Annotated in this window: 13 protein-coding genes; 4 read left to right on the forward strand and 9 right to left on the reverse strand. The window is 67.7% G+C overall.

The genetic code is table 11. From position 1 onward, the window contains the following. The first annotated feature begins 216 nt into the window (after positions 1 to 216). Complete coding sequence (locus tag WKW79_RS14720) at positions 217 to 1203, forward strand: hypothetical protein (protein WP_340335910.1); 987 nt, start codon at positions 217 to 219, stop codon at positions 1201 to 1203. A gap of 225 nt (positions 1204 to 1428) precedes the next feature. On the opposite strand, the gene WKW79_RS14725 is transcribed toward WKW79_RS14720, so the two are convergent. Genes WKW79_RS14725 through WKW79_RS14750 form a run of 6 tightly spaced genes read right to left on the reverse strand, consistent with a single transcriptional unit; the run spans position 1429 to position 6004 of the window. Continuing rightward, positions 1429 to 2178, reverse strand: a complete 750-nt coding sequence (locus WKW79_RS14725; protein ID WP_340335911.1) for a lysophospholipid acyltransferase family protein — start codon at positions 2176 to 2178, stop codon at positions 1429 to 1431. Positions 2179 to 2191: 13 nt separating this feature from the next. After that, the gene (locus tag WKW79_RS14730) at positions 2192 to 3469 is read right to left on the reverse strand and encodes a dihydroorotase (RefSeq protein ID WP_340335912.1); all 1278 of its coding nucleotides are present in this window, start codon (positions 3467 to 3469) and stop codon (positions 2192 to 2194) included. After that, on the reverse strand, positions 3466 to 4428 hold the full coding sequence (locus WKW79_RS14735) for an aspartate carbamoyltransferase catalytic subunit (RefSeq protein ID WP_340335913.1): 963 nt from the start codon (positions 4426 to 4428) through the stop codon (positions 3466 to 3468). The genes WKW79_RS14730 and WKW79_RS14735 overlap by 4 nt, the downstream gene beginning before the upstream one ends. 19 nt (positions 4429 to 4447) lie before the next feature. Then, positions 4448 to 4945 carry a bifunctional pyr operon transcriptional regulator/uracil phosphoribosyltransferase PyrR gene (pyrR, locus tag WKW79_RS14740; protein WP_340335914.1) on the reverse strand — a complete coding sequence of 166 codons (498 nt, stop codon included), beginning with the start codon at positions 4943 to 4945 and terminating at the stop codon, positions 4448 to 4450. After that, positions 4942 to 5382 carry a Holliday junction resolvase RuvX gene (gene ruvX, locus WKW79_RS14745; protein ID WP_340335915.1) on the reverse strand — a complete coding sequence of 147 codons (441 nt, stop codon included), beginning with the start codon at positions 5380 to 5382 and terminating at the stop codon, positions 4942 to 4944. The genes pyrR and ruvX overlap by 4 nt, the downstream gene beginning before the upstream one ends. 22 nt (positions 5383 to 5404) lie before the next feature. Continuing rightward, entirely contained in the window at positions 5405 to 6004 is a 600-nt protein-coding gene (locus WKW79_RS14750) for a YqgE/AlgH family protein (RefSeq protein ID WP_213957345.1), read from the reverse strand. Here WKW79_RS14750 and WKW79_RS14755 point away from each other — a divergent pair. The 3 genes from WKW79_RS14755 to WKW79_RS14765 all read left to right on the forward strand — a co-directional run bounded on the left by WKW79_RS14755 (position 6003) and on the right by WKW79_RS14765 (position 9616). Further along, positions 6003 to 7496: a cryptochrome/photolyase family protein gene (locus WKW79_RS14755; protein ID WP_340335916.1), complete on the forward strand. Its 1494-nt coding sequence runs from the start codon at positions 6003 to 6005 to the stop codon at positions 7494 to 7496. The two genes, WKW79_RS14750 and WKW79_RS14755, sit on opposite strands and share 2 nt — an antisense overlap. A 100-nt stretch (positions 7497 to 7596) precedes the next feature. Next, on the forward strand, positions 7597 to 8472 hold the full coding sequence (locus WKW79_RS14760) for a helix-turn-helix transcriptional regulator (RefSeq protein WP_340335917.1): 876 nt from the start codon (positions 7597 to 7599) through the stop codon (positions 8470 to 8472). A 148-nt stretch (positions 8473 to 8620) separates the two neighbouring features. After that, positions 8621 to 9616: an aspartyl protease family protein gene (locus WKW79_RS14765; protein WP_340335918.1), complete on the forward strand. Its 996-nt coding sequence runs from the start codon at positions 8621 to 8623 to the stop codon at positions 9614 to 9616. Positions 9617 to 9676: 60 nt separating this feature from the next. Here the strand turns inward: WKW79_RS14765 and WKW79_RS14770 are convergent, their stop codons facing one another. The 3 genes from WKW79_RS14770 to WKW79_RS14780 form a co-directional block, all read right to left on the reverse strand. After that, positions 9677 to 16375: a hybrid sensor histidine kinase/response regulator gene (locus WKW79_RS14770; RefSeq protein ID WP_340335919.1), complete on the reverse strand. Its 6699-nt coding sequence runs from the start codon at positions 16373 to 16375 to the stop codon at positions 9677 to 9679. 21 nt (positions 16376 to 16396) lie between these two features. Then, positions 16397 to 18523: a methyl-accepting chemotaxis protein gene (locus WKW79_RS14775; protein ID WP_422823893.1), complete on the reverse strand. Its 2127-nt coding sequence runs from the start codon at positions 18521 to 18523 to the stop codon at positions 16397 to 16399. Between the two features lie 297 nt (positions 18524 to 18820). Then, positions 18821 to 19357 carry a chemotaxis protein CheW gene (locus WKW79_RS14780; RefSeq protein ID WP_340335921.1) on the reverse strand — a complete coding sequence of 179 codons (537 nt, stop codon included), beginning with the start codon at positions 19355 to 19357 and terminating at the stop codon, positions 18821 to 18823. Positions 19358 to 19362 lie beyond the last annotated feature (5 nt).

Here is a 19362-nt window from a genome sequence, read left to right on the forward strand (position 1 = left end):
CGTATTCAAAACCGGACCCGCGCATTTGTGACGATTACTTTTTTATACGTTTATTTACATTTGTTCTATTCATTTAACAACTGCTCATCCATGTCGTCCCCGTGTCCTACCCCGGCGAACAAGTCGTCGTCCCTTGCTCTTTCCCTGATCGCCGCCGCAGCAGCTCTGACCCTCGCGGGTTGCGGCGGCGGTGGCGGCTCGCAAGGCTTTGCCTTCGTGGCGCCCGCTCCTGTTGCCGAAGTGCCCGCACCCGTCGCCAAGGCTCCCGCACCTGTCGCTGAGGCTCCCACGCCCGACAATGGCGCCAGCGCCCCCGCACCGGCCCCGGCGCCGGACAACGGCGGTAGCGCCCCCGCACCCGCCCCGGCCCCCGACACTGGCGGCAGCGCCCCGGCACCCGCCCCTGCACCCGGCGATGGCGGTAGCACGCCCCCGCCCCCGCCCCCGCCGCCACCCCCACCGGCCCCCGCCGCTCCGAAGACCTGGAAGGACGCCGACTGCAGCCACACCGGCGCGAACCTCCCCGCCTGCTCCTCCGACTTCTCGGACAACGCGGCGCGCGTCACGGTGGTCACGGAAAGCGGCAACCCGGCCATCGAACTGCGGGCCACGGCCGCTCCGATGGCGTCCAACAACAGCGCCAACAACGGGATCAAGGGCAACAAGGCCGTCTACGGTCTGAACTTCCTGCACCAGGTCAAGCTGAGCGAACTCACCGACGCCAGCTTCAAGATGAAGCTGGGCACCACCGTGCCGGAGACGACCATGGTGGATTCCTACCTCACGGTCACCATCAGCCTGAATTGCGATGGCCTGACCTGGTACAACCTGCTGACGTACCCGAGCGAGATGCAGACCACAGGCCCGGACGTCGATGGCTACACGACCTACGCCCTGACGCCGGGTGGCACGCAATGGCGTCGCTCGGGCGCGAACCCGCTGCTCGGACCCGACAACGCAATCTTGTTGAACGCAGCCTATGGCGACAAGAGCCTGGGCGGCCCGCTGTCGCTCGAAGCATTGATCACGGCCTACCCGAAAGCGTGCATCTACAACTTCGGCAATCCCAATGCCAACAACACCAATCCGCCGGGCCCCAGCCTGACGCCCGCAGCGGTGTTCAACCTCAGCGACAAGAACAACGTCGTCGACAAGCTGTACTGGATCAAGGACCTGAAGATCGGCCCCGTCACCGTTTTCTAAACCCATCGACTGATCGATGCGCAGGGCGCCCCGGTGTGGCCCTTTTTCATTGCACCTTCGATGTAGGCCCCGGCCCACGGTCTCCATGCGCCTTTATCCGGCAAGACGCGGCCACGGGGAGACGTATCTTCATGAATCTCCCCCGCGGAGATCTCGTTACCCTCCTCCCGGCGCCCCTCGGCGTCGTTAAACAGCGCCCTTCGGGGCGCTGCTTTTTTTGGGCGATCAGGAAGCAAAGGTCTGGCGGCGCAGCGCGTCGATATCGCCATGCAGGCTTTCCGCCCACGCCCGCCGATCCCGCCCCTGCGGCGCCTGCGGCTCACCGAAGCGCACGAAGGCCGTCAGCGGCGGCGCGCACAACGTGCGCCAGACCGAGTCGAGCAGGCTGTCGTCGCCGATGTAGCTGGGCGCGAAGCTCGTCTCACCGGTCGATGTCTCCGCGAAACGCAGCGCCGCCGGCAGCACCGGCGCGCCCGAGGAGATGGCCGCCTGCAGCAGGTTGGCATGAAAGGGCAGCAGTTCCCGCCCATCGCCCGTCGTGCCTTCCGGGAACACGGCGATCAGGTCGCCGCCGCGCATCGCCTCGGCCATGCGGTGCACCACCCGCAATGCATCGCGCGGCCGTTCGCGCTCGATGAAGAGCGTGCCCGCCTCGGCCGACATCATCCCCAGCATCGGCCAATGCCGGATGTTCGACTTGGCCACGAAGCGCACGTGCTGCGCCGCATGCACCGCCAGGATGTCCAGCCATGACAGGTGGTTGATGACCACCAGCATCGGCCCGTGCCCCGGCGGCGTGCCCTGCACCACCACCTGGATGCCGAACACATCCAGCATGCCGCGCGCCCAGTCCTGGACACACTTCGCGCGCTCCTCGGGCGTGCGCCGCGCGAAGGTGAAGCGGATCGTGCACCAGCCCTTGAAGGCATAGGCGATGGCGTACAGCAGCTTCCAGCAGGCGACGAGCGAGCGCATCGGCGAAGTGGCCTCAGGCGTGGTGGACGATGCGTCCGCCCACCAGGGTCATGCGCACACGCCCGCGCATCGCGTAGCCGGCGAAGGGCGTGTGCTTGCCCTGGCTCTTCAGCTTGTCCGGCGTCACTTGCCATTCGTCGACCGGGTTGAAGACGCAGAGGTCTGCCACCGCGCCCACTTCGATGCTGGCCTTGGCATCCGCGCCCAGCATGCGCACCGGCGCCGAGGTCACGACCTCGATGGCCCGCTTCATGCCCGCACCGCTCTGTTCGCCCCACTGCAGCGCCAGCGGCAGCAGCAGTTCCAGGCCGGTCGCGCCGGCCTCGGCTTCGGCGAAGGGCAGTGTCTTGGCATCGGTCTCGACCGGCGTGTGGTCGGACACCAGCGCATCGATGGTGCCGTCGGCCAGCGCCGCCGACAGCGCATCGCGATCGCGCTGCTGGCGCAGGGGCGGATTCACTCGCGCACGGCTGTCGAAGTAGCCGATGTCCGTGTCGCAGAGGTGCAGCGAATTGATGCTGACATCGCAGGTCAGCGGCAGCCCCTCGGCCTTCGCCGCGCGCACCAGCGCCACGCCTGCGGCACTCGACAGGCGGCACAGGTGCACGCGCGCGCCGGTGCTGCGCATCAGCTCGATGATGGTGAAGATCGCGATCGTTTCCGCCGCCACCGGCACGCCGGCCAGCCCCAGCCGCGTGGCCAGCGGCCCGCTCGCGGCCACGCCCTTGCCCAGGTCGCGATCCTGCGGACGCAGCCACAGCGTGTAGCCGAAGGTGCTCGCGTATTGCAGGGCACGTTGCAGCACCACGGTGCTGTTGAGCGGCACGTCGGCCTGGCCGAAGCCGACGCAGCCGGCCTCGGTGAGTTCGTTCATCTCGGTCAGCACTTCGCCTGACAGGCCGCGCGTGATCGCGCCCAGCGGAAAGAGGCGCGCGCACTGCAGCTTCTGCGCGCGGTGCTTCAGCATCTCGACCAGGCCCGATTCGTCGAGCACCGGGTCGGTGTCGGGCGGACACACCAGGCTCGTCACACCGCCCGCGACGGCCGCGGCCATCTCGCTGGCCAGCATGCCCTCGTGCTCGTAGCCGGGTTCACGCAGGCGGGCCGCCAGGTCGACCAGACCGGGAACCACAACCATGCCGCTGGCCTCGACGCCGACTTCCGGATTGAAATCGGCCGGAATGTCCTTGATGGCGAGGATCTTTCCATTCGAGATGGCGACGTCGGCCGTTTCGTCGAAGCCCGTTGCCGGATCCAGCACACGGGCGTTTGCAATAACGATGTTCTTCATGCTTCGTTGCCTGCGACGATGCTCATGACCGCCATGCGAACGGCGATCCCAAATGTGACCTGCGGCAGGATCACGCTCTGCTGTCCGTCGACCACGGCGGAGTCGATCTCCACGCCCCGGTTGATCGGCCCCGGATGCATCACGATCGCATCCGGCTTGGCGCGTTGCAGCTTCTCGGGCGTGAGGCCGTAGGTCTTGAAGAACTCCTGCGACGAGGGCAGCAGCGCGCCACTCATGCGCTCGTTCTGCAGGCGCAGCATGATCACGACGTCGCAGTCCTTGATGCCTTCTTCCAGCGTGTGGCAGACGCGCACGCCCATCGGCGCCAGGTCGGCCGGTACCAGCGTCTTGGGGCCGACCACGCGCACCTCGGCGCAGCCCAGCGTGGTCAGCGCATGGATGTCGGACCGTGCCACGCGCGAGTGCAGCACGTCGCCGACGATGGCCACCGTGAGATTGCTGAAGTCCTTCTTGTAGTGCCGGATCGTGTACATGTCGAGCAGGCCCTGCGTCGGGTGCGAATGCCGCCCGTCGCCTGCGTTGACCACATGCACGTGCGGCGCGACGTGCTGCGCGATCAGGTAGGGCGCGCCGGATTCGCTGTGCCGCACCACGAAGATGTCGGCGGCCATCGCGCTGAGGTTGGCGATGGTGTCGAGCAGCGACTCGCCCTTGGTCGCGGAAGAGCGCGCGATGTCCAGGTTGATCACGTCCGCACTGAGTCGCTTGGCCGCGATCTCGAAGGTGGTGCGCGTGCGCGTCGAGTTCTCGAAGAACAGGTTGAACACGCTCTTGCCGCGCAGCAGCGGCACCTTCTTCACCTCGCGGTCGCTCACGCTGGTGAAGTTGGCGGCGGTGTCGAGGATGTGCGTGAGCGTGTCCTTGGGCAGTCCTTCGATGGACAGCAGGTGCAGCAGTTCGCCGTGCTTGTTGAGTTGGGGGTTGCGCTTGTAGAGCATCAGTCGAGCCTCCTTGCGCTCATTTGTTTTCTTCGATCTGCAGGCTGAAGGCGCCATCGGCGGCGCGCGCGAGCGCAAGCAGTTGCGTGTCCGGCAGCATGAGCCGCGTCGCCGCGAAATCCGCCGCCACCGGCAATTGCCGCCCGCCGCGATCGACCAGGACCGCCAGCCGCACGCAGGCCGGCCGGCCGAAGTCGAACAGCTCGTTGAGCACCGCGCGGATCGTGCGGCCGGTGTAGAGCACATCGTCGAGCAGCAGCACGTCGGCGCCGTTCACGTCGAAGGGCAGCAGCGTCTGCGCGCTGGCCGACAGCCCGCGCCGCGCGAAGTCGTCGCGATGCATGGCCGAGGAAATGATGCCGGGCGCGCCGGCCAGGCCCAGGTCTTTCTGCAGGCGCCCGACCAGCCAGGCGCCGCCGGAGGTCACGCCGACCAACTTGGTGTCGGCACGCATCAGCGCTTTCACGCCGGCCAGCAGGTCGACGTAGAGCGCCTCTGCATCAGGAATTTGACTCAAGGGAGGCTCCTCAGGAATTGTTCAAGAATGATGCAGGCCGATGCCGCGTCGGCATCCTTGGCGCCGGCGGCCAGCGCCTCGGTCGTGCTGTAGCGCTCATCGACCTCGTACACAGGCAGCTTGAAGCGGCCATGCAACTGGCGCGCGAAGCGTTGGGCCTTGGCGGTGTTTGCATGCGGCGCGCCGTCCGGGTGGTAGGGCACGCCCACCACCAGCGCATCAGGCTGCCACTCGCGGATGCGGGCTTCGACATGGGCGAAGCGCGCATCGCCCTCGGCCTTGATCGTGGCTTGCGGCGTGGCGCTGCGCATCAGCCGGTTGCCGCTGGCCACGCCGGTGCGCTTCAGGCCGAAGTCGAAGGCCAGGAAACTCTGGAAATGGGAAGGAACGGAAACGGAAGCGGCAGCCGTGGGGGCAGGACCCGCCGGAGCGCTCATCGATCCACCCGCGGCGCAGCCATCATGCGTGCCCCGCATCGGGCGACAGCTTCCAGGCCTCCAGGCCGAGCAGCGCGAGCGCCCGGTCGTAGCGCTGTGCCACTGGCGTGTCGAAGATCACGGCCGGATCGGCTGCCACGGTGAGCCAGCTGTTCTCGGCCAGCTCCGATTCCAGTTGCCCATGCTCCCAAGCCGAGTAGCCCAGCGACACGAGCACCTTGCGCGGCCCGGAGCCGGTGGCGATGGCTTCAAGCACATCCTTCGACGTCGTCATCTCCAGGCCGCCCGGGATCGTCATGGTGGACGCATACACCGATTCGTTGCTGTCCGGCGCATTGGCCGTGACGGGCTCGTGCAGCACGAAGCCGCGCTCGGTCTGCACCGGCCCGCCCTGGAACACCGGCCCTTCGCCGAAGGCCGGATTCGACAAGTGCAGCTCGACCTTTTCGAACAGCACGCGCAGGTTGATGTCGCTCGGCTTGTTGATCATCAGCCCCAGCGCGCCGCGTTCGCTGTGCTCGCACAGGTACACCACGCTGCGGCTGAAGGTCTCGTCCTGCATGCCCGGCATGGCGATCAGGAAATGATGCGTCAGGTTCATCGGGGCAGAATCAGAGGACATGCCTCCGATTTTACTGGCCGTTGACAAGACCTATCCCAGGGGATTGATGTGGTTTCGCCGCGACCTTCGTGTCGACGACAACGCGGCGCTCTATCACGCGCTGCGAACCTGCCGCCAGGTGCTGTGCGTGTTCGTCTTCGACAAGCGCATCCTCGACCCGCTGCCGCGTGCCGACCGGCGCGTCGAATTCATTCGCGAATCGCTGGTGGAACTGGCCGCCGAACTGCGGCAACTCGGCGGCGACCTGATCGTGCGGCATGCGGTGGCCGAGGATGAGATCGCCACGCTGGCCCACACGCTCGACGTGCAGGCCGTCTTCACCAACCGCGACGACGAGCCTGTCGCCCTGGCGCGCGATGCCAAGGTGCGCGGCGCGCTGGCCAATGCCGGCATCGTGCTGCACACCTTCAAGGACCACACGATCTTCGACCGCGACGAAGTCGTGACGCAGGCCGGGGCGCCCTACACGGTGTTCACGCCTTACAAGCGCGCCTGGCTTGCGAAGCTCGACGCGTTCTACCTGAAGCCCTACCCCACGCGTGGTTACGCCGACGCGCTGCTGCCCCCGCCCGAGGCCTTCCGTGCACCCGTGCCGACCTTGCAGCAGATCGGCTTCGAGCCGACCAACCTGGGCCAGCTGGAAATGCCCACCGGCGCAACTGGGGGCACCGCGCTGTTCGAAGATTTCTTCCAGCGCATCGATCGCTACGACGCCGCGCGCAACTACCCCGCGGTGCGCGGGCCGAGCTACCTCGGCGTGCACCTGCGCTTCGGCACCGTGTCGGTCCGGCAATTGGCCGGCGTCGCGCACCAGCTTTCGCTGCAAGGCGACAACGGCGCAGCCACCTGGCTCAGCGAACTGGTCTGGCGCGACTTCTACGTGCAGATCCTCGCGCACCACCCGCGCGTGGCACATGGCAAGAGCTTCCGGCCCGCCTACGACAAGATCCAGTGGCACCACGGCAAGCATGCCGACGGCCTCTTCGACGCCTGGTGCAAGGGCAGGACCGGCTATCCGCTGGTCGATGCCGCGATGGCCCAGATCAACCAGAGCGGCTACATGCACAACCGCCTGCGCATGGTGGTGGCCAGCTTCCTCTGCAAGGACCTGGGCCTCGACTGGCGCCGCGGCGAGGCGTACTTTGCCGAGCACCTGAACGATTTCGACCTCGCCTCGAACAACGGCGGCTGGCAATGGGCCAGCTCCAGCGGCTGCGATGCGCAACCGTACTTCCGCATCTTCAATCCGGTCACGCAAAGCGAGCGCTTCGACCCGGAAGGCAAGTTCATTCGTCGTTATCTGCCGCAACTGGCGAAGCTTTCGAACAAGGTGATCCATGCGCCGTGGACCGCATCGCCGGTCGAGCTGGAGGCGGCGGGCGTGAAGCTTGGGGACAACTATCCGAAGCCGGTGGTCGACCATGCGGAGGCGCGCGAACGAACGCTGCAACGCTACGCGGTCGTGCGCGCCGTTGAAACAAAGTCGCATTGACGGCGGCGGTCAAAGGCGTATGGTCATGGCCCCCAGGGTCGGGCTTCCCCCGACTCGCCCCCCACCCAGGCCAGCCACCCTTTCGGAAGTGAGGCATCCCATGATGACCGCGACCACCGATCTTGCGCTCCACCGTGCCGTCGATGCAGCCCATCACCTGACCGACCCCGAGCCGCCGTGGACGGACATCCTCGATGGCGTGCGGCAGGTCCTCGGCGGTGACAGCGCGAGCTTCATCATGTTCGACGGCACCGGCGCGCTGCTCACGCTGGAGCAGGTCCACGTCGACCCGCTGGCCGAACTCGAATACGCCTGCCACTACCACGCACAGGACATCGTCACGCCCGCCACCATCGGCGCGGGCGAAGGCACGTGGTTCGACACGCAGGAGTTGTTCTCGCCCAGCGCCCTGTCCCGCAACGGCTACTACGTCGACTTCATGTGCCGCCATCGCATGCGGCAGATGCTCACCTACATCGTCGAGGAGAACCCGCAGCGGCGCGGCGGCCTGACGGTGCAGCGCAGCGAGCCGCACGACCATGCGCGGTGGCAGTTCGAAAGCACCCCGATCCGCACGCTCGCGGGCGCCATCCAGGAGGCGGTGCTGCGGCGGCGCGAGGTGGCGGACCACTGGTACGACTGCGCCGAGTCCGGCTTCTGCGCCTACGACGAAGCGCTCTGCATGGCGAACAGCAACGGCGCGATGCTGCGCATGTCGCCCAAGGCGCAAGCCTGGCTGGGCGACGCAACGGCGCTGCGCGTGCGGGGCGGCCGGCTGTGGCATCCCAACGAGGGCTTCCGCGCGCGACTGCTCGATGCGCTGGAGCGCGTCGTCGCGCACGGCACGCCGGAGCGGCTCACCGTTCCTGCCCATCAGAAGTCGGACGGACTCCTGTTGGACTTGGCCCCGGCCGACGCCCGGCTGCGCCTGGGCCGCGAATCCAGCGTGCTGGTGCGGATGCTGCGCCTGGCTTGATCCCGAGAGCTGGCGGATCGGTGCGCAAAACTTGACGATGGCCGACGTCCTGCGAAGGCGGGACGCGGAATGTGGTCACTTGCGCGGGCCTCGCACCTGAATCGCCCGCAGAATCCGCGGACCAGAACAAGTCACCAGGGTGGAAAGAATGAATGTCGCGACGCGCCATCGGCCTTCGTCGATCGGTTCATGGCTGCGCCGGGCCGCAACCGCGCAAGCCAGGAGACTTCTCATCGGCTGCCTGGCCCTCTCCGCCTGGGGCGCGGCGCAGGCCGACAGTTGCGGCATCGAGCGTGTCGGCTCGACGGCGCTGGTGACGCAAGGCGGTCACTTCGTCTCGCCCGTCGTCGTCAACGGCCAATCCGGGATCGCCTTCGTTCCAGACACAGCATCGGAACGCAGTGCCATCGACGCAGCCGTCGCCGGGCAGTTGGACCTGCCCCAGTTCGGCACCCAACCGCGCCGCATGATCGGCACCGATGGCGTGCCGGGCCGCGCGTACTTCGATGTGACGGCCGAGCGTTTCAACTTCGCGGACATGCCCCATCGCAACGTGCGGATGGGCGTCAGCGATCTGTCGGGCGGACGACCCGACGGCGTACGGGGCGTGGTCGGCGCGGAGTTGCTGAACCGCTACGACCTCGAGTTCGACTTCCCCGGCCAACGCCTGAACCTCTACCGCGTGAGCGATTGCGGCCCGTACAGCGCCGCGCTGCTGCTGCCATGGCTGCAGCCCTACGACGCCGTGCCGCTCAAGGTCAGCGACAGGCACATCCTCTCCCTGCCCCTCACGATCGACGGCAAGACGCTGGAGATGGCCCTGGACACCGGCGCCACCAGCACCAAGATCACGATGGCCGCGGCCACCGGCAAGCTGGGCCTGGACCTCGATCGCCTGAAGGCCGAGGCGCCGCGCTCGACGAGCTACAGCAGCACCGGTGCGTCGATGTCGAACTTCGGCATGCGATTCGACAAGGTGCGACTCGGCCAGGCCTCCTACGCCAACGCCCGCATCCGGGTCTCCGAGATCGACGTGCGGCCCTACGACGGATTGCTCGGCCTGGACTTCCTGCGCAAGCGCAAGGTCTGGGTGTCGTATGCGACGCAGCAACTGTTGCTTGAACGGGTGCCGGCCAGGCCCTGACCGATCCAGAAAAAAAAGCGCCCGGCGCTTGCACGCCGGGCGCCGAGCCTTGGAAAAAAATCAGGCCGCGGCTGCCAGCACCGTCTCGTCGGTGAACGCCCGCACCAGGCGCAGCAGTTCCTCCTCCGAATACGGCTTGCCCAGGTAGTGGTTCACGCCCAGTTGCTTGGCATGCTCCCGATGCTTCTCGGCGATGCGCGAGGTGATCATGATGATCGGCATGCCGGCCAGCGATTCGTCCGCGCGGATGTTGCGCGCCAGGTCGAAGCCGTCCATGCGCGGCATCTCGATGTCCGACAGCACCACCGCCGGACGCTCCTGCTGCAAGCGTTCCAGCGCCTGCAGGCCGTCCGCCGCCAGGGCCACCCGATAGCCTTCGCGTTGCAGCAGGCGCTGCGTCACGCGGCGCACCGTGATCGAGTCGTCCACCACCAGCACCAGCGGCACCTGCGCCGGGGCCTGCTGCACCTCGACCGCAACGGGCACGTCGGCCTTGCCGCCCATGCCGGCCTTCGCCTGCGATGGCAGGACCGAGGACTGCAGCACCCGGGCCTGTTCGCCATGCACCGCGGCCAGCGCCACCGGGTTGTAGATCAGCGCCACCGCGCCCGAGGCCAGCACCGAGATGCCGGCCATGCCGGGCAGCCGCGCCAGTTGCGGGCCGAGGTTCTTCACCACGACTTCCTGGTTGCCCAGCACTTCGTCCACGTGCAGCGCGACGCGCTGTGCCGCGCTGCGCACCACCACGACCACGTTGTTCTTGGCCAGGCCGCGCTCGCTGCGCGCACTCGCCTGCAGCAGCGCACCGCTCCAGAAGTACGGCACCTGCTCGCCGCCAAAGCCGTACTGCTGCTTCACGTAAGCCGACTCGAGGTCCGCCGCACTCGCGCGCTGCACCAGTTCGACCAGGCCCGAGGGCACGCCGAAGGAGACATTGCCCGCGCGCAGCATCACCACGTGCGTCACCGCGGTGGTGAGCGGCAGCACCAACTTGAAGGTGGTGCCCTGCCCGCGCGTCGATTGCGTCTCGATGCGTCCGCCGAGCGCCGCCACATGCGAGCGCACCACGTCCATGCCGATGCCGCGACCGGCCAGCTCGGACACCTGCGCCGCCGTCGAGAACCCCGGCTGGAAGATGAATTCGGCCGCTTCCTGCTCGGTGGGTTCATGCCCCGCCGCCACCAGGCCCAGCGAACGGGCCCGCTCGGCGATGCGCCGGTAGTCGAGCCCGGCGCCGTCGTCGCGGAAGCTCACCGACACGTCGTTGCCTTCGTGGTGCAGCTCGATGCCGATGAAGCCGTTGGCATCCTTGCCGGCCTTCTCGCGCACCACCGCGTCCTCGATGCCGTGCGCCACGCAATTGCGCAGCAGATGCTCGAAAGCGGGCGTCATGCGGTCCAGCACGCCGCGGTCCATCTCGATGTTGCCGCCGGTGATATCCAGGCGCACCTGCTTGCCGGTGTCCTTGGACGCCTGGCGCACCACGCGGTAGAGGCGTTCCGACAGGTCCTCGAACTGGACCATGCGCGTGCGCAGCAAACCACGTTGCAGTTCGCGCGTCTGGCGCGCCTGGGCGCTCAGGTCGTCTTCCGTCTGCTGCACCGTCTTCTGCAAGGTGCGCTGCACGGTGGCCACGTCGTTCACCGACTCGGCCATCATGCGCGTGAGTTCCTGCACGCGGGTGAAGCGGTCGAACTCCAGCGGGTCGAAGCCCTGCTGCGAATCCTTGGCCTGGGCGAGGCGCGATTGCATCTGGCTCTCGGCCTGTACCTCGATGTCGCGCAACTGCTGGCGCAGACGCTCCAGGTTGCCGGTGAGGTCGGTCAGAGAACTGCGCAGTTGGCCGATCTCGACCTCCAGCCGCGAGCGCGTGATGATGACCTCGCCGGCCTGGGCCACCAGGCGGTCGAGCAACTGCGTGCGCACGCGCACGGCCTGGCTCGAAGCCTGGCGCGAGACGGCCAGCGCCACCGGTGTCGGCAAGGCCTTGGCGGCTGGCGCGGTGGCTTGTGCTTCTTCCGACGGCTCGGCCAACGGTTCGTTCGCGGACTCGTCTGTCGCGACGACCGGCGCTGGCGCAGCGTCCTCCACCATCGCACGGCGCGTGGCGGCAGCGGCCTCGACCGCGCGATTCGCGACTTCGGCCTGGCCGGCATCGTCGGCCGCGCGCAGGTCGTCGAAGGTGGCCTGCAACACGTCGAGGCGCGCGATCAGTCGGGCGATGGAACCACGGGCCACGCTTTCGTTGCCGAGCAGTTCGATCTCGGACTCCATGCGGTGCGCGCGTTCACCCAGGCGCATTGCGCCGGCCAACCGTGCGCTGCCCTTGAGCGTGTGCAGCGTGCGCAGGATCGACGCACGCGGCGTCATCACCTCCGGCTCGTCGTGCCAGGCGCGCAGCGCCGTCCCGAGTGCCGGCAGCAACTCCGCAGCTTCTTCCTCGAAGATCGGGAACAGGTCGGCATCGACCGCGTCGACCAGGTCGATCGGGTCTTCGCTGTCGTCATAGACCACATGCTCGACGACGGCGAAGGCGGGCATCGAGACCAGGGTGCGGACTTCGCCGGTGGGCGTCGGAGCGGTGACAGGTGCGGCGGCGACGGGTGCTGGCGTGGCAGGCTCGGCAGGCGCGTCGGGCTCGGCCGCAATGGCCTCGACGGGCTCGACCTCGACCGACGAGGCTTCGAGCGCTTCTGCATCCAAGGGTTCGCCGACTGGGGCCTCGACCTTCACCGGTTCGGGCTGAGCGTCTGCGGCTTGCGCAGCCTCGATTTCCGGCTCGACCTCGTCCACCTTGGCTTCGGCGAATTCGCTTTCCAGCGCATCGGCTTCGGCCGGCATCGGCGGCGCGGCCACGTTGCGCAGCGCCTCCAGGGTCTCGGGCGCGGGCTCCTTCAGGAAGCCGGCGGCGAACTGATGCAACAGGCGACGCAATTCTTCCGTCGCGGCGATGAGCACCTCGCCCTGCGCCGGCGTACCGCCGCCATGCAGGTGCAGGTGCTGCAGCGCGGATTCGAGCAGGCGCGCCATGCCCGACAGGCTCTGGAAGCCGACCGTGGCCGAACTGCCCGCCAGCGAATGCGCCAGCGCGACCGCCGAATCGGGCATCGGCAGGTGCGGTTCGACCGCCCACTCGCTGACGCCGTTCGCCAGCAGGCGCGACCATTCGTCAGCCTCGTTGAGGAAGACGTTGTACAGCGCGATGCCAATGCGCAACGGGCCGATCGCCTTGATCGGATCGTCCGCGCTGGGCGTGGCCAGTGGTTCCGCTTCTGCGGCGGCGGCGACAGGCTCAGCTTCGGCCTCGGCCTCGGTTGCGGCGTCTGCGTCAACGGCTGCGTTGGCCTCGACGAATGCGTTGGCCTCGACGGTTGCGTCAGCGTCGATGAGTGCGTCAGTTTCGACGGCTGCATCGGCGGCAACGGTCGCGTCAGCTTCAACGGTCGCGTCAGCCTCGACGCTTGCATCGGCATCTGCCACGGCATCCAGGTCAAAGTCGATGCCTGCGGCTGCGTCAACGCCTGCGTCCGCGTCAGCGTCCAGTTCAAGGACGTGATCCACTTCCACCGGCGCAGAGGCTGGCGCATCGACTGGTGCTTCCGCCCAAGCCTCGGCTTCCCGCATCGAGGCGGACTGCGGCAGCGGCTCGCTTTCAGCGACGGCTTCAGAGGGCTCCAGCGGGTCGAAGTCGACCTCGGCCACAGGCGAAACGTCCGGCGCATCGACCGGCATCACGGGCGCCTCGGCCTTCGACGTGAACTCGAGCGGGAAGTCGATCAGCGCCTCGGTCGGCGCATCCACCGGCGTATCGCGCAGCGGCTGCAGGTCGGTCGATTCGAAGGAGAAGTCCTTGTTCGCCGGCGCAGGCGCGGCGAAGAAGTCGATCTCCTCGGCGCCGGCGATCGGCGCGGTGTCGGGCTTGACCGACGGCGCACCGTCATCGAGACCGGCGATATCGGTCGTCTCGAACGAGCCGAGGAACTCGTCGTAGCTTTCCTGGCGCTGCGGCGTCTCGTCGACCGCGCCGCGCGAATGCAGGCCGGACCAATCGGTGGGTTCATCTGCCTCGGGCGCGGCAGCGGGTGCGAACGGCGGCACATCCGAACGGGACACCGGCACGTCGAACGATGGTGTGTCGAAGTCGGTCGACGCAAAGTCCAGATCCGGCAGCTCGGGCAGCGGCGGCCGGGCGTAGGCGCTGTCGGGCAGCGGCACGGATGCGTGAGGCGACGGAACCACGGGCGCTGGCGCGGGCGGTTCGTCGGCGATGCGGCGGGCGGCCACGGCCAGTTGATCCGCGCTGGGCATCGGCGGCGGCGCGACGATCTGCTGGCCGCTGCTCAATGCATCGGCCAGGGTGTTGAAGGGTTCGGCCTTCCAGGTGTGGGCTTCGCCCGATGCGATGGCCTCGACCCACTTCGCGAAGTCGCGCATCGCGGTACCGGCACCTTCCAGAAGGTCCGGCGTCGCGGGACGCTGGTCGGCCAGCCAGGTGTTGAGCACCTGCTCGAAGGACCAGGCGGCATTGCCGTACTCGGTCAGGCCGACCATGCGCGAGCTGCCCTTGAGCGTGTGGAAGGCGCGCCGCAACACGGTCAGTTCGCCGATGTCCGACGGATCGCGGCGCAGCGCCGCAATGGCCGCGAGGCCGTTGTGCAGCACTTCGCGCGCTTCGTCCAGGAAGATGCTCTGCAGGTCGTCTTCGTCCAGCTCCGTCACTTCCGTGTCGGGCAGGGCTTCGAGCGGCGCGGGGCCGGTGATCTTCGCGGTCCAGCTGTCGGTGGCGCGGCTGAACTCCTCGATCGGCGTGGCCGGCTTGTTCTTCGGCGTGGCCAGCGCGGCCAGGCGCGCGGCGATCTGCGCGTCGATCTCATCGGCGCTCAGCAGGGACTCGGCACGCGGCGGCGTGACGGCAGCCGTGGTCGGTGCAATCGCCACAGGCGCAGCGACCGGCACGGGCACGGCCACGGGCGCGACGGGCGCGGGTTCCGGCTCCGCCACCACTTCGGCCTCGCCCGCCTGGCGACCCATGAGCGGCTTGAGTTCGCCGGTCTGCTCGTCGAACACGAACAGCTTCTTGGCCAAGGTCGGCTGGTAGCCCAGCATGTCGATCAGGAAGCCGAGCGCGCCGAGGTTGTTGCCCAGCGAATCGAAGGCACCCGACTCATCGGCCGGCGCGCTGCCGGCCATCAGGTTCTCGACGTTGTCGCGCATGCGCTGCACGGTCTGCGCGGCCTGGTCCAGGCCCAGCACGGAGAACACGCCACGCATCTGCATCAGTTGCGTCGGCACGGTGCGCAGCAGGCTCTTCTCGGTGGGACGGCGGAAGAACTGGTCGAGCGACTTTTCCAACTCGCCGAGGTGCGCACGCAGTTCGTCGACCACGGTTCCCATGGTCTGGCGATCGCTCACGCGGCGGTACAGCTCTTCCATCCACGGCTCGAGCGGCTCCGACTGTCCGCTCTCGCGCGCACGCTCGATGCGGCCGGCCAGTTGCACGGTGCGCGCCGTGAGCTGGCGGTCATGCGGGTCGAGGTCTTCGAACGCGGCCTCGAGGTACAGCACCGAGGTGGCGACTTCCATCGCCAGTTCGGTCTTCGGCGGCTTGCCGGACTTGACGGACGACTCGACCGCGTTGGTCAGCGCCTGCGCCATCGGCAGGCTCGGCGGATGCAGCTTCTGCAGCGATTCGGCCAGTTGCGCGAAGGTGTCCGCCACCTGCCGCAGGCGGGCCACGTCGCCACCCGAGAGCGCCGACCACATCTCCTTGGCCGACTCGATGCGCTTGCGTGCCTGCGCGAGCACGACCGGGTCGAAGCGACCGAACTGCTCGGTGGCGTAGTCGACCGCGCGTTCGCCGGCAATGCCCCATGCCGCACGCACGGCACGCAGGATGCGGGCTTCATCGCGAATGCCGGGCACGGCCTGCGCGCAGAAGAACAAGAGGTCGTGCGCGAGGCGCTCCGACACGGTGTTGTCGCTGCGCGCCAGCGTGGCGTACTGCAGCAGCACGCGCGATGCCGCGCGCTTCACGTACACGTCGGCCGGCACCAGCGCCAGGCCCAGGGCCTCGAAGAAAGCCGCGGCAATGGCCCAGAAGTCCGCCACATGCGGCACGCCCGACCCACGCGACAGGCCCACACAGATTTCCTGCAACCGACGTGCCGCTTCGTCGTCGCCGCTCTTGACGACCTTGAGCACTTCGCGGTCCAACCGCGAACGCACCGCCGGGTCGTACACCAGCGCCGGCTTGTGGCTCTGCAGCGAGATGTTGGCCCAGTGCCAGGAGGTGGTCCACAGGTCGGCCGGATGCACGCGCTCATTGCCGACCAGTTCCAGCACGTCGCGGTACTGCGGGAACAGCGCCACGGAGGACACCGTCTTGCCCGAGAGCATCGCGTTCAGGAAGTCGGCCACGGCGAAGCCGGCGCGGTCCATCTTGAGGACGGCCGCCTCGGTGCAGCGCGAGGGCTCCTGCACGAAGCTCTGCACCGCGAATTCCATCGCGCCCAGCACCAGTGCCGGTGCACGTTGGTCGACCATCTGCAGCGCACCGACGGCCTGGTGCAACTGTTGCCGCGCGACGCGCAGCGGTCCCAGGTCGGCATCGGGCGCGCCATTCGATTCCCGCAGGAATCGCTTCAGCGACTTGCTGGTCGCGTCGACCGATTTCTGGATCTCTTCAAGCACCCAGGCCAACGGCCCCAGGTCTTCGGTGGCCGGCGCGATGCCGGCGACGGGGGCGGTGGGAGTCGGCACGGGTGGGGCTCAGGCAGTGAATCAGACGATCTTGAAACGGGACACCGATTGGCGCAACTCTTCGGCCATGTGCGACAGCTCGCGCACCTGGGCGGCCGTGGTCCGCGTGCCTTCACCGGTTTGTTCCGTCACCGCAAAGATGTGCTGGATGTTGGCCGCCACCACGTTGGCCGAATTGGCTTCGCGGGAGGCGGATTGCGAAATCTGCTCGATCAGCTCGGCGAGGCGGCGCGACACGCGGTCGATCTCGGACAGCGCGGTACCCGCGTTGTCGGACAGCTTGGCCCCTTCGACCACACCCTGCGTGGAGCGCTCCATGGCGCCCACCGCGTCCTGGGTGTCGGTCTGAATCGCCTTCACCAGCGCCGAGATCTGGCGCGTGGCGTCTGCGGAACGTTCAGCGAGGCGCTGCACTTCTTCCGCCACCACCGAGAAGCCGCGGCCGGCTTCACCGGCGGACGCTGCTTGAATCGCAGCGTTCAGGGCCAGCACGTTGGTCTGTTCGGTAATGTCCGAGATCAGCTCGGTGATTTCGCCGATCTCCTGCGAAGACTCGCCCAGGCGCTTGATGCGCTTCGACGTTTCCTGGATCTGGTCGCGGATCGAGTTCATGCCGCCGATGGCGTTCTGCACGGCGTTCAAGCCGGAGGTCGCGGCTTCCAGCGACTGGCGCGCCACCGTGGCGGACTCCTGCGCTTGCGAGGACACGCCGTTGATGCGCTCCGCCATCGTGAGCACCGACTGGCCGGTGTCGCGAATCTCGCGCAGCTGTTCGGTCGAAGCGGCCAGCAGTTCGGTCGAGGTGTTTTCCACCTGCGACGTGGTGCTCGCCACGCGGGATGCCGTGTTCTGCACGTTGCCCACCAGCAAACGCAGTTCTTCCACCGTGTAGTTCACCGAGTCGGCGATGGCGCCGGTGATGTCCTCGGTCACGGTCGCTTCCTGCGTCAGGTCGCCTTCGGCCACCGTCTGCAGTTCGTTCATCAGGCGAAGAATGGCGGCCTGGTTGGCGGTGTTCACGCGGCTGGCTTCTTCGCGCTGCATGTCGGCGGCCAGGCGTTCTTGTTCGGCGATGGCGGCGCGTTCGCGGCCTTCACGCACCTGCACGAAACCGATGGCGCCGGCGAGTGCCAGTGCGGCGACCGACAGCACCAGCAGCATCAGGATGGTGCCGGCGCCAAGGCCGGTGCGGGCCGACAGCTTGTCCTGCAGGTCGCCGAGCAGGCCGCGCAGCGGCTCGCTGTCGGTCAGGATGGTGTTCTGTGCCTCACGGGCGGTCACCAGGCCTTGCAGGTTGCCAAGGATGGCGCCAGCCTGCGCACGCGTCTGCTCGAAGGTCTTGAGGATCTGTTCGAGTTGCGCGCGGGTCTGCGGGTCGCGGGTGGCCGGCAAGCGCTGTTGCGAGTTGCCGTCCAACAGGCCCTTGGTCACTTCCTGGAAGGTGTTCAGGTCCTTGCCGAGCAGGAACACGGCGTCGGGGCTCACGCCTTCGACCGTCAGGAATTCGTTGGCGGACTTGCCGATGCGCTGCGTCAGCATCACGAGCTGGCCGGCGGCCGAGATCTCGGGAATGCTCGCGTTCTGCTGCATCTTCAGCGATGCCACCGTCTCCGCCATTTCCAGCAGGTCGGAAGACTGGCGGTTGATGCCGCGCAGCGCCGTACCGACCTGGGTCAGGATCTTCTGTTGCGACAGCACCGCCTTGGCGCTCGCATCGGCACGCTGCACCAGCGGCGTGATCTTGGCGAACTCCTCGTCGTACTGGCTGCCCACGCGTTCCAGTTTGAGCGACTCATCACCGTTCGACAGGCCTTGCACGCGACGCGTCAAGTCATCGGCGCTGTCCTTCACTTCGGCAAAGGCCGGCACGTTGCCCACCATCGCTTGCGACACCGACTTGGCAAGACGTTGCGACTGCATCAGCGACTGGCCCGTGGCCGCCACCTGTTGCGCAAGGCGCTCGGCGCGAAGAATCGAGGAACCTGCCACGAGCAGCAGCAACAGCACCACGCCTGCAAGGGCCGCGGCCAAGATACGCTGCTGGCGTGCCGAGTTGGAACGCGGCGGCTCACCCGTCGGGGCGGCCTGCGCTGCGGCGGCCGCAGCCACCGGCTCGATGACCGGCTCTGCAGGCATCGACGGCTCCATCGATGGCGTCACGATGGGCTCCATCGTCGGCTCGATCGGCGCGGATTCGTCGATCACCGGCGCATCGTTGGCCGCCGGGATCGGCTCGCCCGCCACATGCGTGGTCGGCGGCAGGGCGTCGCGATGCACGTGAACGGTGTGCTCGTCCAGGGGCTGCACGGTCTCGACGTCGTCGAGCACCTGAGCGCCGTCGGCGCGATCCGCCACGCTGTCATCGTGCGCGGGCTTGAGTTTCTTGAACTTTTCGGCGATGGAGCTCACGGTCAGTCCTTTGGGTTTTCAATATCCGGCCAGCCGTCAGGCAGCGCCGATGCTCAGGAATTCAGGTTGTTGCGAAAGGGCTTGCAGGTTGACCTCCTGCCACTTGCCGCCGTCGGCGTCGATGTAGGCATGACCCATCCAGGCCGGCGCATCCGCATCCGGTGCGGCTGCATCGGTGAAGGCTTCCACGCCGCGCAGTCCGATCAGGCGATCGATCTGCAACGCGCAATTGACTTCCAGCAGTTCGTTGAGTGCCACCAGGCGCGACTGCGCCCGGGCCGCTTCCGTCACGGCCGCGGCGCTGCGCTGGCCGGTGGCGAAGGTGGACAGTTGCACCACGCCGTAGAGCCCGCCGCGCAGATTGGCCACGCCGAGGAACCATGGCTCGGTGTAGGGCACCGCCTGCGGTTGTGTCCACGGGAATATTTCGCCCGCATGCCCGAGCGGGAAGAGGTACTTCGCATCCCCCGCCTCGACGGCCAGCCACGAGGCCGACACGCCCGTGCTGCGCGCCGCCTGCAGGCGACCCGCAAGGCGGGACTGGAATGCGCGCAACGCGTCGCGATTGGCCATCGCTT

This window comes from Variovorax robiniae, from assembly GCF_037889955.1.
Taxonomy (GTDB): Bacteria; Pseudomonadota; Gammaproteobacteria; order Burkholderiales; family Burkholderiaceae_C; genus Variovorax; species Variovorax robiniae.

Bases quoted from the DNA above. Each gene is read 5' to 3' on its own strand.
- WKW79_RS14735 (WP_340335913.1), bottom strand. From the start codon at position 4,428: ATGCTCTACAAGCGCAACCCCCAACTCAACAAGCACGGCGAACTGCTG.
- WKW79_RS14760 (WP_340335917.1), top strand. From the start codon at position 7,597: ATGATGACCGCGACCACCGATCTTGCGCTCCACCGTGCCGTCGATGCA.
- WKW79_RS14730 (WP_340335912.1), bottom strand. From the start codon at position 3,469: ATGAAGAACATCGTTATTGCAAACGCCCGTGTGCTGGATCCGGCAACG.
- WKW79_RS14775 (WP_422823893.1), bottom strand. From the start codon at position 18,523: ATGGAGCCGTCGATGCCTGCAGAGCCGGTCATCGAGCCGGTGGCTGCG.
- WKW79_RS14780 (WP_340335921.1), bottom strand. From the start codon at position 19,357: ATGGCCAATCGCGACGCGTTGCGCGCATTCCAGTCCCGCCTTGCGGGT.
- WKW79_RS14725 (WP_340335911.1), bottom strand. From the start codon at position 2,178: ATGCGCTCGCTCGTCGCCTGCTGGAAGCTGCTGTACGCCATCGCCTAT.
- WKW79_RS14755 (WP_340335916.1), top strand. From the start codon at position 6,003: ATGCCTCCGATTTTACTGGCCGTTGACAAGACCTATCCCAGGGGATTG.
- ruvX (WP_340335915.1), bottom strand. From the start codon at position 5,382: ATGAGCGCTCCGGCGGGTCCTGCCCCCACGGCTGCCGCTTCCGTTTCC.
- WKW79_RS14765 (WP_340335918.1), top strand. From the start codon at position 8,621: ATGAATGTCGCGACGCGCCATCGGCCTTCGTCGATCGGTTCATGGCTG.
- WKW79_RS14750 (WP_213957345.1), bottom strand. From the start codon at position 6,004: ATGTCCTCTGATTCTGCCCCGATGAACCTGACGCATCATTTCCTGATC.